The organism is Acidobacteriota bacterium (assembly GCA_016208495.1).
GTDB lineage: Bacteria > Acidobacteriota > Blastocatellia > Chloracidobacteriales > Chloracidobacteriaceae > JACQXX01.
The window spans coordinates 82,695-97,832 of record JACQXX010000077.1; the positions used below are offsets into that span (position 1 = coordinate 82,695).

Here is a 15,138-nt window from a genome sequence, read left to right on the forward strand (position 1 = left end):
ACAGGAATCAATTTTTATGACCATCAATGAGCTCACAACAAATTTTGGAGGTAAGCCCGTTGTTGATTGGAACCCAGGCGACAACCTCATCAATCCCGCTGAAACTTGTTTCCGCATCAGTCTTTCCTACGAAGCTGAACAAGAAGGTGAGGAATGGCCCGATTTATTGTCAAAATTTCTTGAAAACCCGGAGGCCAGTCAGGTGTATGGCATTGTGGTCGGGAACTGGGGTGAAATGTACACGGGCACCGAAGCAGGTTTTGTAGCAGACGCCCTGGAATCAGCCTGCGAATACCTCCCCAATCTCAAAGCTTTGTTTCTCGGCGATGTCACATATGAAGAATGTGAAATCTCCTGGATCCAACAAACCAATATCACGCTAACCTTGCAAGCATATCCAAATCTTGAACATTTCGGCGTGCGCGGAGGTGCTGGTCTTTCACTTGGCACCATTCGGCATGAACATCTTAAATCACTCACGATTCAAACTGGTGGACTCAACGCCAGTGTGGTTCGATCTGTGACAGCGGCTGATTTTCCCGAGCTTGAACACCTTGAACTCTGGCTTGGAACTGAAAATTACGGAGCCACGACAGAACTCGTAGACCTGTCACCTCTCTTTTCCGGTAGACTTTTTCCTCAACTCAAATATCTTGGATTGCGCAACAGCGATTTCACAGATCTGATTGCCACAGCAATTGCTGATTCCCCGCTTTTGGAACGCCTTGAAACCCTTGACCTGTCTTTAGGAACACTGGGGAATGAAGGGGCAGAAGCATTGCTCAAAAGCCCGGCAACCGTCAGATTGCGTTTTCTTGACCTCCATCATCACTACTGCTCAGATGAAATGATGGAAAAATTGAAGGCACTGGGTATTGAAGTGGATCTCTCTGACGCTCAAGGAGAATGTGATCAGGATGATCGTTACGTCGAAGTGGGTGAGTGATGTGGCGACGGTTCCTCCTTTTCACCTGGTTGTCATTGGTAACCCGAATGGCCAGCGGATAGATCATCTGCAAGCGGCACTTAACCGACTCAATCTCCCACCAGCACAGGTGGTTCCCTATACTGATTTGATTGCTGGACGAGTTCGGCTGCCCGATGTGATGAAGTCAGACTCATTGCTTCGGATTGAATCACCGGACAAAGACTTTGAGACCTATCGAGCCTTTCTCAAACTCGGTTCAGAACCAGCAGCTTCTGAAAGATCAGAATTCCTTTTACCCGAGGAAGTTGACCGCCTTCAATTTGAAAAAGGTCGCTTATGGCCTTCTCGTCAATGGTATCTTGGGTTTTGCAAAACGCTCCGGCTCATTGAGGTTCAGGTAGCTGAGTGTTTGGGGGTTCAGTACCTGCAATCTCCGCTCGCAATTGCCAGAATGTTTGATAAACGCCTTTGTCAGAGCCTGTTTTCCGAAAATGGCATTCCCGTTCCCCAGTCTCTCGGTCCGACAGGTTGTTTTGACGAATTGCTGACAACCATGCACCAAATCCGCTGCCATCAGGTCTTCGTCAAACTGGCACATGGCTCAAGTGCTGCCGGAGCAGTTGCGCTACGAATCAACAATGGTCGTTTTCAGGCAATCACCACGGTTGAAATGGTACAGGAACGAGCGCACCTGAAACTCTATAACTCACGCAAGATCAGAACTTATACCAATCCAAAGGAAATTGCGGAGTTGGTGAATGCCCTCTGCCGCCATCGGGTTCAAGTTGAACGATGGCTTCCCAAAGCAGCTTCCGGGAAAGGTTGTTTTGACCTGCGAATGGTTGTCATTGCTGGTCGAGTTCATCACATTGTCGCCCGAACCAGCCGGAGCCCATTCACCAATCTGCACTTGCTTAACACTCGCGGGGACCTGGAAGCCATCCGGGTGCGCATCCCAGATGCCCTCTGGCACAGTGCAGTTCAAAGTTGTGAGCAGGCAATAACGTGTTTTCCAGGAAGTTTTTATGCCGGAGTTGATGTGCTCATTACTGCCGGGTATCGCAGTCATGCCGTGCTTGAAATCAATGCCTTTGGAGATTTATTGCCCGGCGTTTTGCAGAACGGACTGGACACCTATTCAACCGAACTGCTGCCCTGGCTCAATCAACGTTCGAGATCTGGATAAAAAGGAGAAAGGACAAAAAGGACCTTGCTGACACTGGTTCTCCCTCACCTTGAAACTTCATCCTCCAAATATGCTCAATGGGAATTTGTTGATTGGCTCACACAACGTGTTATTTCTCACGCTTGACACATTGCGTTATGACGTGGCCTGCCAGATGCTGAAAACGGGTCAAACTCCTCAACTTGCCGCGCTCTTACCGGATGGGCAATGGGAAGCACGCCATACGCCAGGCAGCTTTACCTATGCCGCCCATCAGTCATTTTTCGCTGGATTTCTGCCAACACCAGTTACGCCTGGCCCGCACCCACGGTTATTTGCCACCGCTTTTGCCGGAAGTGAAACAATTACCCAGAACACTTTTGTGTTCAATACTCCAGACATTGTGACCGGATTTGCCAGCGTGGGGTATCACACGATTTGTATTGGCGGGGTTGGTTTCTTTAACAAACTCACACCGCTGGGAAGTGTCTTGCCCAACCTCTTTGCTGAAAGCTACTGGGATCCATCGCTGGGGGTGACTCACCCAAACTCGACCCGCCATCAGGTAAAGCTGGCTTGTGAACGGCTCAATCAGATGGCAGCCAACCAGCGGATATTTCTGTTTGTCAACATTTCGGCACTCCATCAACCAAATTTTCATTATTTGCCAGGTGCCAAGACTGATTCAGCGGCCTCGCAAGGAGCGGCGTTGGCCTATGTTGACAGCCAGTTGCCACCGTTGTTTTCAAAACTCAGACAACGTGGTCCCGTCCTGGTGATGATCTGTTCCGATCACGGGACAGCTTACGGAGAAGATGGGTTTTACGGACATCGCCTCGGGCATCCAGTTGTCTGGACAGTTCCCTATGCGGAATTCGTACTGGCAGGTCAAACACCATGACTTCTATATCATCTCTTTTGGAACAAATACCTTACGAAGCATATTCCTATTCCTATCCGCACAAGACAGCGTATCGTCCGCTTGATCCACCGGTATCACTTCGGGAAATTTGGGCAGGTGAAAACCGGCGTGCGCTCTTCCTGTACATTCATATTCCGTTTTGTGAAATGCGCTGTGGATTCTGTAATTTGTTTACCACGGCCAATCCCAGTTCTGAAGTACCCCACACGTATCTGAGCACACTCAACCGGCAGGCAATTCAGGTTCAGCATGCCCTCGGTCCAGCCAGCTTTGCCCGCCTGGCGTTTGGTGGTGGAACCCCAACTTATTTGAATTTGACAGAATTGGAAACCCTGTTTGATCTGGTGGAAACGATCTTTGGAGTTGATCCCCATCAGATTCCGACTTCGATTGAAACTTCGCCACTGACGGCTGAAACGGCCAAACTTCAATTCTTGCGGAATCGAGGCGTGGACCGCATTAGTCTTGGAATCCAAAGCTTTGTCGAATCAGAAGTTGCGGCTGTTGGCCGTCGTCAGAAAAATACTGACGTTTTTCAGGCCATTGACCGAATCAGCCACACTGGTTTTCCAACTCGAAATCTGGACCTGATCTATGGATTACCAGGACAGACGGTCCAAAGCTGGTTGTTTTCGCTCCAGACAGCTTTGCGGTTTTCGCCTGAGGAACTCTACCTGTATCCACTCTATGTGAGGTCATTGACTGGACTTGGCCGAAAAGAACAGCAGTGGAACGATATTCGGCTTACCTGCTATCGTGAAGGCCGGGACCTGTTGCTCAGCGCCGGCTATCAACAATGTTCCATGCGGATGTTTCGTGCGCCAGGTGCGCCGAAAGAAACCGGGCCAGTGTATTGCTGTCAGGAAGATGGAATGGTGGGGCTGGGATGCGGCGCACGCTCATACACCCAAACGGTTCACTACTCAAATCAATATGCCGTTGATGCCCTGGCCATCCGCTCAATCCTGGCTGAGTACGTTCAACAACCTGACTCGACATTTGCCCAGGCAACATATGGCATCCGGCTTACCGCTGAAGACCAGCGCCGTCGGTTTGTGATTCAATCATTGCTTCAAACCAGTGGCCTGGAAGTTGAAACATATCGCAACCGCTTTGGCTCCAATGTGTTTGAAGAACTTCCAGAACTCAAATTGCTGCTTGAATCAGGGCTGGCTTTTCAAAACACTGGAACGATACAACTTTCTGCGGATGGCCTGGAACGGTCAGATCTTATTGGCCCCTGGCTTTATTCACGGACTGTCAAAACGCTTATCAAGACTGCACACCGCCGATGAAACTCTCAATTTTATACCGAGGGCCGCTTTCAAGCTGTAACTATGGGTGCGAGTACTGTCCATTTGCCAAAGTTCGTGAAAGTACCGCTGAGCATCAGGCAGATGAACGCGCGCTCAACCGGTTTGTTACCTGGATGGCACGCCGGACATCTGACCAGCTTTCGGTCTTGTTCACCCCCTGGGGCGAAGCACTCACCCACAAACGGTATCAATCAGCGTTCATTCAACTGAGTCATCTACCTCACATTGAGAAAGTGGCAATTCAGACCAATCTTTCCTGTTCTCTCCAGTGGATCAAACATTGTGACGTAACCCGACTCGGTGTTTGGGCCACGTTCCATCCGTCAGAAGTCTCACGTGCCCGGTTTGTAGCAAAATGTTGGGAACTCGAAAAGCATCGGGTTCGATTCAGCGTCGGTGTGGTTGGGCTCAAAGAACATTTCGAGGACATCGAATTGCTCCGGAAGGAATTACCTCCCTCAGTCTATTTGTGGGTGAATGCGTACAAGCGGCTGGAAAACTACTACACGGCTCCTGAAATACAACACCTGTCTGCGATTGACCCGTTCTTTCCCTTGAATAATCAGTACCATCCAAGTTTAGGACACACGTGCCGGACAGGAAGCTCTGTTATTTCGGTTGATGGCGACGGTACCATTCGGCGCTGTCATTTTGTAGCTCAACTACTTGGGAATCTCTATTCGGTTGATTTTGAAAGGGTACTGAAAGAACGCCTGTGTCCAAATGCAACCTGTGGGTGCCACATCGGCTATGTTCACCTGGACGATTTAAAACTTTATGGAGTGTTTGGGGAGGGAGTGTTGGAACGAATTCCTGTTTCGAGAGCTGAAAAACCCTCGGGCTTAGGGCTGAAGAAAACAGGTTTAATACCCTAATACCATTTTGGGTTCAGGGTATCGGGTTCAGGGTTCAGGGAAATACAGTTTTTTCAATGATTTAGCTTTCCCGTAATGCGTTAGGTTCATTCCAAAATGGTATAAGTACAAGTCCCCATAAATAGGGGATGGAATTTCGGTGATTCCGAATTGGCTTTCGCCCGGATGGGCGCTGGACAATAGCCGGTGGTTTGCCGCTTTGGGCACACCACCGGATCGTCGGTCCGCAGTGGTTCGCGCCCGGATGGGCGCTGGAACAGGAGTCGTGAGCCAGAAGCCGAAACTTCCACGAAAAACAGAGTCGAACCAGCTTCCAGCGCCCATCCGCCGGCGCCCTCCGGGCGGAAGCCGACCTTTCTGCAACGGAGATTTTTAGATTTAGAGATTGGCGAATAGCTTTTTTCAGAAAGAGCATACTCCATTCTTCTTACCCAAAACAAAGGGCTGAAGAAAACGGACCTGAAGTTGGTTTTACCCAATATTCTTCAGCCCGTTTTCTTCAGCCCGACTTCTTCATCCCTGCATCTTTAGTTTGCCGCGGCGTAGCTTTTGGCCTGGGCCACAACTTTTTCAGCCGCATCGGCCATGCCTGAGGCAGTTGTAAAATTCAAACCTGACTCTTCAAGCAGTTCACGAGCGCGTTCGACGTTGGTGCCTTCGAGGCGCACCACAATCGGCACCTGTACGTTCAGGTTGCGGGCGGCTTCGATCACACCACTGGCCACCATATCGCACCGAACAATGCCGCCGAAGATGTTGATAAGCACCGCCTGGACTTTTTCATCCGCCAGCAAAATCCGGAAGGCGTTTTCAACCCGCTGTTGCGAAGCGCCGCCACCGACATCCAGGAAGTTCGCCGGTTCGCCGCCAGCCAGTTTGATGATGTCCATGGTCGCCATCGCCAGCCCGGCGCCGTTGACCATACAGCCGATGTTTCCATCCAGCTTGATGTAGTTCAAATCATATTTTGAAGCTTCGATTTCAAGTGGTTCTTCTTCGTTGAGGTCACGGAGTTCGGCATAGTCTTTGTGCCGGAACATGGCGTTGTCGTCAAAGGTCATTTTCGCGTCAAGCGCATAGAGATCGCCTTCTTCAGTCAACAGGAACGGGTTGATTTCAACCAGTGACGCATCGCTTTCGACAAACGCCCGGTAGAGCGCCATCATAAATTTGACGGCTTTGCCCACCAGCTTATCGGAGAGTCCGAGGCCGAACGCCAGTTTCCGCGCCTGGAAGGTCTGAAACCCAAGGGTTGGGTCAATGTATTCTTTCAAGATTTTTTCGGGTGTCGAGGCCGCAACTTCTTCGATATCCATTCCACCAGCCTCACTGGCCATAAACACGGGTGCCGATGTCGCCCGGTCAATCACCAGTCCCAGATAAAATTCCTTTTTGATGTGCAGCCCTTCTTCGATCAACAGGGTGTTGACGATCCGGCCTTCAGGACCGGTTTGATGCGTGACCAGATTCATGCCCAGGATTTGCGAAGCCACTGTTTCAACGTCTTCCATTGACCGGGCCAGTTTGACCCCGCCACCTTTTCCACGCCCGCCGGCGTGGATTTGGGCTTTGACCACAACCGGGAACGAACCAAGTTTTTCCGCCGCCTCTCGGGCTTCCTGGACGGTTTTTGCGACATGACTTCGTGGGACAGCAACTCCGTACTGTGCAAGGAGGGCTTTCGCCTGATACTCGTGGATTTTCATGGATCACCTTCTCAACTGATGGAAATGAAAGAATATAAATGCAGTTAGGGGTTAGGGGTTAGGGGTTAGGGGTTAGGGGTTAGGGGTTAGGGGTTAGGGGTTAGGGGTTAGGGGTCAGGGGTCAGGGATTCGGATTTTCTCATCCTGTCATCCTGTCACCTTGTCATCCTGTCACCTTGTCATCCTGTCACCTTGTCATCCTGTCAAGAGTCAAAACCCGTCCCCCTGAAAAAGCAAATGACAAGTGACAAGCAATGCCTTGGTACATCACCTGTCGCTTGTCACTCAAGTAGAAATTGCGGGTTGGTTTAAAAATTTACCGACGGCGCAAGCGTTCAATAGCAGACTTCAAGCTGATGCGCATACGCTCCAGCGATTCGGCCAACTGACCTATTTCGTCTGAACCACCCACGGCAATGGATTCATCCAGTTCGCCAAGACTGATTCGATTTGAGGCTTCAGTCAGCAGAATGATGGGCTGGGTGAGACGTTGCGAGAAATAGAACGCCGCAAAAATGGCCAGTCCGAGAACGACCACAAAAATCGCCACGATGATCAAGAGCACACGATTGATAACCGCGCTGAACCAGCTTTCCTTGATGGCAACCCCTACATAACCAACATTTTTGCCATCTGGATCCTTGAGCGGCATAAACGCTGATTTGTAGTCAATGTCGTAGATGTTGTCTGTTCCGGCCAATGGGCGATCAATCAGAAGTTCGCGTTTAATCTGGAGACCAACCGCTGATTTTCCGCTATCTGAAGGGAAATTGGCTGAAATGATGGTTTTGGTGTCATTGAGAACGGCGGCGGCGGCTTCACTTGGCAGATCCGAATACATTGCCTCTTTGATTTCCCCTGAGATCGAGCGATCCTGTTTGGCATTGTCGAGCAAGATCCCCGCGATCACCAGCCCGAGCGAACGCTCACCAGCCAGGATCGGGGCAGCTCCTTCAATCGCCAATCCGGAAGCACCGGGCTTGACCAGTTGTGAATCCAGTTCCAGTGATTTCAACGCTTCGGCATCAACCCGCACGGATCCACCCAGGGCTGCATCAGCAAACTGATTGGCGTCCAGGTTGTTTTTCGATTTCAGCACCAGCGGATCTTCAAGCTTGGATTCATTGCCTTTTGGCTCGCCTTTGTTGGTCAACAGCACCTTGCCGCTCTTGTCCGTCACAATCAGAAAATCAACCTGATCCTGGCGCTGGGTCATCAACTCCTGAATGCGCTTCTTGCCGCGCAACTGGCTTTGCTGAGCCGTGGTGGCAGCGCTGGCCGGCGCCGCCGCTGTGGTCTTCGTGGTCGGGTTTGACGGCGTCTGAGCAGACTCAAGCAGATTCTCGGCTGAAATTGCCTGAGCCAGGTTTTGGGCAATTTCCTTGATGATCTGCTGCCGGCCTTTATAGATTTTTTCAGCCAGGCGAGCGTCTTTTTCAATATTCTTTTTAGCGTTATCCTCAATGCTTCCCTTCACCTGCAGAAGGATAGCAATGGCTGAAAGAGCCAGTGGAGTAAACACAAGCAGGGCGGCAAAAATAATCAGTTTATTGCGAATGTTTAGTTTCATCAGGGTCGTCGCGCTCAAGGGTGTGGTGGTTCAGCCCGTCCAGGGAGCGCCTCCTTCGGTCAAAATGTTCTCAACGTAGCGGCCTGGGTCACAGGCAGGCAGGCAGTGGTGAGTGATGCCGGGTTCCAGGTTCTGAGTCAACCAGTACATTTGAAAACCAAAGCACCAGGAACCAGAGGCAAAGCACCAGGATCATTCATACAGCTTCTGCATGATGTCAAGCATGGCTTCTTGGAAGTTGACACGGCGTACGGTATCCGGAATTTCTTCCGCCAGACGCTCGGCCAGGGCCGGCATCATATCGCGTGGAAGCTGAGACCGTTTAAAGCCAAGCGATTCAGCACTGTCATCAAGCACAATCGGTCCCATCGGACCAATGGCCCGAGTTAGTTCTTTTTCAATCCGCAACAACAACTCTTCTGGAACCGAGTCAATGATTTCTTCTTCCGGTTCTTGCTCGCCGACAAATTCAACCAGCCCCAGATCAAACAGTCGAACGATCACCTTCGAGGTATATAACTCGTTCAACTGGGTAATTTCAGCGATTTCGGCCACCGTGCGCAACCCATCCATGTTTTGGATCACCATCCAGTCTTCGGCGCGAAGTGAAACTTCCCGAACCTGATTCCAGGATGAGCGGAGGCGAAAGATGGTATTGGGAGACGGAATCACCCGCCGGATACTTTCCCACTCCGTGGCATATGTCACGCATTCCAGCAAAATTTCCTCGGTCGAAATTGAGGTGGTTCGCTCATCAGTAACTTCCCCAGACCGGAAGCGAAACATCCCCGCGCCCCAGGAAAAGAGGTTATAGATAGCTTCCTCGCCAATGTACTCTTCATACATCGCGTGGGTGATTTGGCCGCTCTCGATGTAAATTTCACCGGTCCGACCATCATCATGGGTTAACTCAAGCAACCCAGTTCGGTTGCTTGCATGCAGTAACCGCAAGACGTCAATGAGTTTAAGTTGAGCAAGATTTCCACTGAAGGCGTCTGTCATATGTGTTGGCTTGGATGGCTAAATCAAAATCGTTGTTTTGAGTTACGGGTCACGGTGGGTTTGGCCAGGGCGTTGGGTAGGTCCAACCTCCACCCCTGGGAAACACCCCGTACCCGTGTGGGCCGTGGAAGCAGGGAAAGCGGCGTCAAGCCGCCGCACTCCAAAGGATCGTGCCCGTGTGGGCCGTGGAAGCAGGATATACAGCCTTGGCTTGCGAAAATGAAGTTTTGGTGGACGGGTGCTGACGACCAGCCTGAAACGGGAAGATCGCCGCGGTTTTGGAACTAAGGATGATGCTGACAATTCAGGAGGAAACCATCGTACGGCTTGCTCCGCACTGAGGCACGGAGCGTTCCTTTGGCGTGATCAAACTGCTTTCCTTTTCAAGGAACCAACTCATCTTTTCAAAGGAAGATGTGGATATCACCCGGTGACCTGAAACTTCAGGGACGGCTGATTGGGCTTGAATTCCGCTACAGCAACCTCACGAAAAGCGACCAGACGATTGCCGGGTGTTTGAATTGGGAAAGAGGGCGCTCACCAATGCCATTCACGGGTTTAAGCCCGGTTCATGGCTTCAAACAGTTCCCAACTGGTGGCATCAAGCCGATCACGAGACAAGAGATTGCGACGATCAACTCGAACACTGACTTTCAGATCCCGAATTGCTTTGTCGAGTTTGAGCTTGCTGGCGGCGACCTTCACGGTCAGGCGGATCGTTGGAAGATTGGCATTGGGCGCACTCACGATGATCACAAAGACCTCTTGCACACCATACGAACTTTCAATCAGCAAGTCAAGATTTGTGATGGTCGTGATTCGACCTTCTCCATAAAGGATTGAAATTTCGTCAGTTTTCCCATAGACCCCCTCGGCGACTGAAACCGATTGAGTAATGATGGTCCCCATCTGGATGGTGGCTTGTGAGTTGAGGGTAAACTGGCCTGTGCTGAGCAATACCTCACCGCGGTTATTGACCAGCATGGCACTTTTGACCCCTGGGATCCGCATCATTTCCTGTAAAAAAACTTCATGAGCTTTTGACATATGACTCCACTTATTTTTGAAATCGCTGGGTTGGCTGAAGTCACAGCGTGGAAAAAACGACTTTGAGGAGTACGGCCTGGAAGATCCGAGTGAAACTGCCCGTGCTGCGGCTGGCCAAAAAAATCAGATGGCTTTCAAGACTCTCAAACCGCCCCAGGCATTGACTCACGTTGTATCAAAAACAGAGGTGAAAAGCCAAGTCTTCGTGGTTAATTAATGGCCTAAAATTGCCTCAATGGCGCTTTCCAAACCAAACTTCTCAAAGTCTTCACGCCGATTGCGTTGCAGATTTTTGAGTGTGGCTTCAACCCGGGCCTCTAAATCAACATCGGTGAATCGGCGGCTCAGATCGTCGAGCGTCCATCGCAGGGACTGTGAGAGACCGACCACAAAATCAACGGGTCGAGCCGAGCCTAAAAATACGATTTCCCCAGCCGTATACTCAAACTCTCCGGCAAATGGGTCAAGAAACGGATAGTGTTCAGCCGCTCGAATCGCCGCTTCCCGAAAAGCCAGTCGGAAATCAGGTTCACGGACGATATCAACGATGCCGCGTTCAACCGCGGCCATCACATCTCCCATTAATCCAACCAGTTCTGAATACTGCTCTGTGGTTAAGGACACCGGGGAGCCGTGAACTTCCTCCACCGCCGAAGGATCAACGTCGTCGTCCTCCAGAGCCACTACCAGCGAATCCGTCGCCGGCTCCATTTCAGCCCGCGAGGAAGTCGCCCGAACCGAACTGATTGCCGTTACATTGGCGGTCGAAACCCCTGGAAGGAGCGGGTTTGAGGTACTACTGCTCCCTGCGGTTAACTGCGGTACGGGCTGATGGTAGCCGGTGGCTGGCGACGAAGGCGCGCTGGCGGTGCCGGCATCGCGATACACATGAAACACGCCGCCAACTGAATTCACCTGGGCAACCAGCACGGCCAATCCTTCAGATCCAGTGGCCGTCCGCAACACATTGCTTTCGGCATTCTCCCGAATTGACACCACGGCTTCAGCTTTCCCATCAATAATATAGATCACCCCAGCGCCAGCCTCACGGTCCAGCAGCACCTCGACATACCAGATGACCTCAGGGGTCTTTTTCAGCTTGTCAACCAGGCGTTCAAGGTGGGTAAACTCCGAGGCCAGTTCCCGGTAAACGACTTCCCCATTGATGATACCAGCCAGCGCACGGATCACCGGTTCGGGATGATGAAAGAAGCTGATGGCACCGCCACGAGCCTGGGACCGCGACAGAATACTATCCACGGCTTCGCGCCCACGCTTGATCACCGTTTCGGCTCGTTCATAGGCGTTAATCAACTGACCATTGTCGAGAAACACATACCCTTCATAGTTCCAGAAATTCATCGAGACATAGCCGGTAAATTCACTAATCTGGAGTTCAGCAAGCAAAGCGGCAAGATTAACGTAGGAGGTGCTGAGGTTTTCGTGAATGGGTCTTCCGCGTGGAACGTGCATGATTGAAACTGAGAAGTGAAGACGTGAATTGGAAACCGCCCTGTGGGCAAAGGTGAGCAGGCTGTATGTATTTGATAAGCGTGAGTGAAGTGGCGCTCAGACTAGCTTGTTTGAGCGATGGCCTGAGCGACCAGGATCCGGCGTGGCGTCACCTCAGGAGAGGTGTTCAGTATTTCGGTTGAAGTCAATCAACCTGATGAAACGAAATCATATCAAGGCGGTCCAAACGGGTACGGGACTGGGGGTTCTCCACCGAAAAACCCAGGGCAACTCTCACCGACCGATCCAGTAACGGTCAGATACCAAGCATTCCAGTACCACCAAGGGGGCCAGTTAAGGCACCCGTGCCGCCACTTGAGCGGGCAGCCAGTTTCCGAAACGCCCGGTCAATATGTGGGCTGATCGTTTCGTATCGGATCGCGGCGCCGTACTCAATCAAAACCAGATAGGTGTCCTGGTCAAAAATGGTCGCTTTTCGCTGTCCGAAACTGATGGTGGTTCGTTGCAAAGGACCAACCCGACCTGGAGTGCTGGTCTGGCGTGCCATATGAACCAAAAGCGCGCTCATCATGCCAATTTTTTCAGATGGCTTGATATTGAGTGAGGAATGCACCGTACCATCCCGCGCCATGGCCACCGCGCCGTCAATCCCTTTGATTTTTGTCAAATCAGAGACCAGAGTCTGGTAGACATTTTGCACCCGCTGGGTTTCGGTTGAGGCCGGGGTCGAGGTGCCAACCAATCCAGTATGATCGGGAATCAAACCAGCCCGGGCTTCATCCAACAACCGCAGCCCTTCCATAATCAGGTTGGCCCACGGTTCAAAAATCGTTCGCTGGGGAGCTGGGATCCCTGTATCAATGCGAAAAGATCCCTGATCATACGCCAGGGCTTTATATACAGCATCGGTTCCAACCAAATTGCCCAGCCGGGCATCAACGACTTCACCTTCCGCAAAATAAAAAATCCCGTCGCCAATTGGATAGTGAACCGTCAACCGAGCTGTATTTCGCCCAACGCAGTTAATTTGGATAATATCAACAAGGGCTAAATCTTTGAGATCTCCCACCAAAGCCATAAGACTTTCTCACACTTCACAAACAGGGTTTTTCAGCTACTTCGATCAAATGCGCCCTGCCTCAGAAAAACTGGCGGCGGGAACGCAAGCAAAATTGGATTTGTCAAAAGCTTCCTGAAATGAAAACGCTCCTCCTTGTGGGTCAACGTGCTGACCACACACCCAAGCCAGGTTGATCAGGTGACGGAGTTCGTTTGCAGATCTCAATTTGGAGAGATATTCATCCTATCTTCGGCGTGGAGACCCGGCCCTTGCTGGGCCAGGAGGAAACGCCGCTCCTTTTTGAGTTGATACGAAAGCGGGAAGAACTACTCCTTCCCGCTCTCGATGTGATGTGAAGAGAGTACATCACACACCGATTTGCGTCGGGTAGTGCGTACCGGTCTGACTGTGACCGCCGACCGGATTCGACGTCCTCTCGACCGGATTTGGGAAGGTTTGTCGTGACCGGCACTGGCACTGACTCCCATGCTGGGTTTAACCGGTCACCGTAGTGCAGCGGACTGAGGCGGCATCCGCTGGTACCTATGGATTCTTCCCAATCGTTTCCTGTGATTTGCACGGGGGTCTGGTCAACTGGAACTTGAACCAATCTCCCCACACCGGCCATCCGTGAAGATGGCGTCGTGGCGACACGACTCAAGCCCGGCCCTTGAGGGCCGAGTCTGTTGACTCAGGCGGAAAGGGGTTACTTCACTGGCTAAACTAGCAGAGTTAGTTTGAGAGTGTCAATCTAAACGATCTCAGATTTCAAGTTATTCAATTTGCGAGTGGTTTCGTGGGCAACGAGCCCCAGCGTCAGCCGGTTTCGCATTCCTCTTCAGTCAATTGGACAATTTCCCGGTTACCTCCCCTCCCTTCACGCACTCACCTGCTTGACACTGGCAAAGCCATCAGACTATGTTTGAGGTTTCATATCCATATCCTTTTTACACCACCAGATACCTTCTTGTTTGGGTTGAAGAATTCAGGCATGGGCTCAACATCGTTGGGTTGTCACCGCTGAGAGGAGACTGAGCTTAACGCGAATCCCACCTTCTTTCTGGCCGCCCTCTGGGAATCTTGGAATCTGCGATATGGACTCAACACCTTAATCATTCTGTAATCGAGGAGCGCAACGTAGTGGTTTCCCATAGCAAGAAACTCAGTAAACAGGAACTCAAACGTGAACCGGCCTTTAATATCTGGTTGCGTGGCATTCAACATCAAATTGAGGACGTGGGTGGAAACGTCTTTAAGCTTGGGCTTGGCCTGCTCATCGCCGGTGTGATCATCGGTGGTGGATACGCTTTTTACTCCAGCAATCGGGCGAAAGGTGAAGCGGCGTTTGCCAAGGCATTCAAAATTTATCAAGCCGAAGTTCAAGATCCCAAAGCCCCCAACCCAACCCCTCCGGCCCCTGGCAAAGTGATCTACCAGGATGAACAGAAAAAATACACCGAGGCGGCAACTGCGTTTGAACAGGCGGCGGCCTATTCAGCTCAGCGCGAACTCAGTCGGTATTATATTGGGCTGTGCCGGTTGAAACTGGATGCCCCCAAAGGACAACAGGAACTGCGAGCGCTGTGCACTGGTGACGGACAAATCAACCAGATGGCCCGCATTGCCCTGGCTGATTCGCTCGCTTCCAACGGTCAGACTGACGAAGCGATCAAGCTGTACCTGGAATTGCAGGGAATTTGGGAGAAAAATCACGGGGTTGGGGTGATTTTGCCACCAGAAGCAATCCAGTTCTCGATTGCCAAGTTGTATGAAGCGCAAGGTAAAACAACTGAAGCGGTCCAGGCATATACCAAGGTCATCACGACCAATCGGTCCTCGCGACTGGCAATGGAATCTTATGGACGGTTATCAGCTCTGGATCCGGAATCAGCTCGAAAAATGACCCCGCCGAAGCTGAATGAAGAAGCCATTTAAGGGAGTCGGATGGAAATATCATACCACCAGGGTTCAGGGTTCAGGGTTCAGGGTTCAGGGTTCAGGGCCAGATACTCCACGTTGAGTGGTACCCGCCAGTTCCCCAGTCTTCATCTTGAGTGGGATCAGTCAACTCATC

At 51.3% G+C, this 15,138-nt stretch carries 13 protein-coding genes; 6 read left to right on the forward strand and 7 right to left on the reverse strand.

The annotated features are described in order from the left end of the window. Positions 1-16 precede the first annotated feature (16 nt). The 5 genes from HY774_15175 to HY774_15195 all read left to right on the forward strand — a co-directional run bounded on the left by HY774_15175 (position 17) and on the right by HY774_15195 (position 5,206). Complete coding sequence (locus HY774_15175) at positions 17-946, forward strand: STM4015 family protein (GenBank protein MBI4749827.1); 930 nt, start codon at positions 17-19, stop codon at positions 944-946. Continuing rightward, entirely contained in the window at positions 918-2,114 is a 1,197-nt protein-coding gene (locus HY774_15180) for an STM4014 family protein (GenBank protein ID MBI4749828.1), read from the forward strand. The genes HY774_15175 and HY774_15180 overlap by 29 nt, the downstream gene beginning before the upstream one ends. 70 nt (positions 2,115-2,184) lie before the next feature. Next, positions 2,185-2,994: an STM4013/SEN3800 family hydrolase gene (locus HY774_15185; protein MBI4749829.1), complete on the forward strand. Its 810-nt coding sequence runs from the start codon at positions 2,185-2,187 to the stop codon at positions 2,992-2,994. Continuing rightward, positions 2,991-4,310, forward strand: a complete 1,320-nt coding sequence (locus HY774_15190) for an STM4012 family radical SAM protein (GenBank protein ID MBI4749830.1) — start codon at positions 2,991-2,993, stop codon at positions 4,308-4,310. The genes HY774_15185 and HY774_15190 overlap by 4 nt, the downstream gene beginning before the upstream one ends. Beyond that, on the forward strand, positions 4,307-5,206 hold the full coding sequence (locus HY774_15195) for an STM4011 family radical SAM protein (GenBank protein ID MBI4749831.1): 900 nt from the start codon (positions 4,307-4,309) through the stop codon (positions 5,204-5,206). Before HY774_15190 ends, HY774_15195 begins: the two co-directional genes overlap by 4 nt. 86 nt (positions 5,207-5,292) lie before the next feature. Here the strand turns inward: HY774_15195 and HY774_15200 are convergent, their stop codons facing one another. From HY774_15200 to HY774_15230, 7 genes are all read right to left on the reverse strand, one after another. Beyond that, positions 5,293-5,628: a hypothetical protein gene (locus tag HY774_15200; protein MBI4749832.1), complete on the reverse strand. Its 336-nt coding sequence runs from the start codon at positions 5,626-5,628 to the stop codon at positions 5,293-5,295. 105 nt (positions 5,629-5,733) lie between these two features. Then, a complete protein-coding gene (gene sucC / locus HY774_15205) occupies positions 5,734-6,912 on the reverse strand; it encodes an ADP-forming succinate--CoA ligase subunit beta (GenBank protein ID MBI4749833.1) in 1,179 nt (392 codons plus the stop codon). A 316-nt stretch (positions 6,913-7,228) separates the two neighbouring features. Further along, positions 7,229-8,482 carry a HAMP domain-containing protein gene (locus HY774_15210; GenBank protein ID MBI4749834.1) on the reverse strand — a complete coding sequence of 418 codons (1,254 nt, stop codon included), beginning with the start codon at positions 8,480-8,482 and terminating at the stop codon, positions 7,229-7,231. 192 nt (positions 8,483-8,674) lie between these two features. Continuing rightward, on the reverse strand, positions 8,675-9,484 hold the full coding sequence (locus HY774_15215) for a DUF4388 domain-containing protein (GenBank protein ID MBI4749835.1): 810 nt from the start codon (positions 9,482-9,484) through the stop codon (positions 8,675-8,677). Positions 9,485-10,042: 558 nt separating this feature from the next. Beyond that, positions 10,043-10,531, reverse strand: coding sequence for a roadblock/LC7 domain-containing protein (locus HY774_15220; protein MBI4749836.1), 489 nt, complete (start codon positions 10,529-10,531; stop codon positions 10,043-10,045). A gap of 213 nt (positions 10,532-10,744) precedes the next feature. After that, entirely contained in the window at positions 10,745-12,004 is a 1,260-nt protein-coding gene (locus HY774_15225; GenBank protein ID MBI4749837.1) for a hypothetical protein, read from the reverse strand. 295 nt (positions 12,005-12,299) lie between these two features. Next, positions 12,300-13,082 (reverse strand): DUF4388 domain-containing protein, encoded by a 783-nt coding sequence (locus HY774_15230; GenBank protein MBI4749838.1) that lies wholly within the window; start codon positions 13,080-13,082, stop codon positions 12,300-12,302. A gap of 1,122 nt (positions 13,083-14,204) precedes the next feature. Here HY774_15230 and HY774_15235 point away from each other — a divergent pair. Beyond that, positions 14,205-14,999, forward strand: coding sequence for a tetratricopeptide repeat protein (locus HY774_15235; GenBank protein MBI4749839.1), 795 nt, complete (start codon positions 14,205-14,207; stop codon positions 14,997-14,999). Positions 15,000-15,138: the final 139 nt, after the last annotated feature.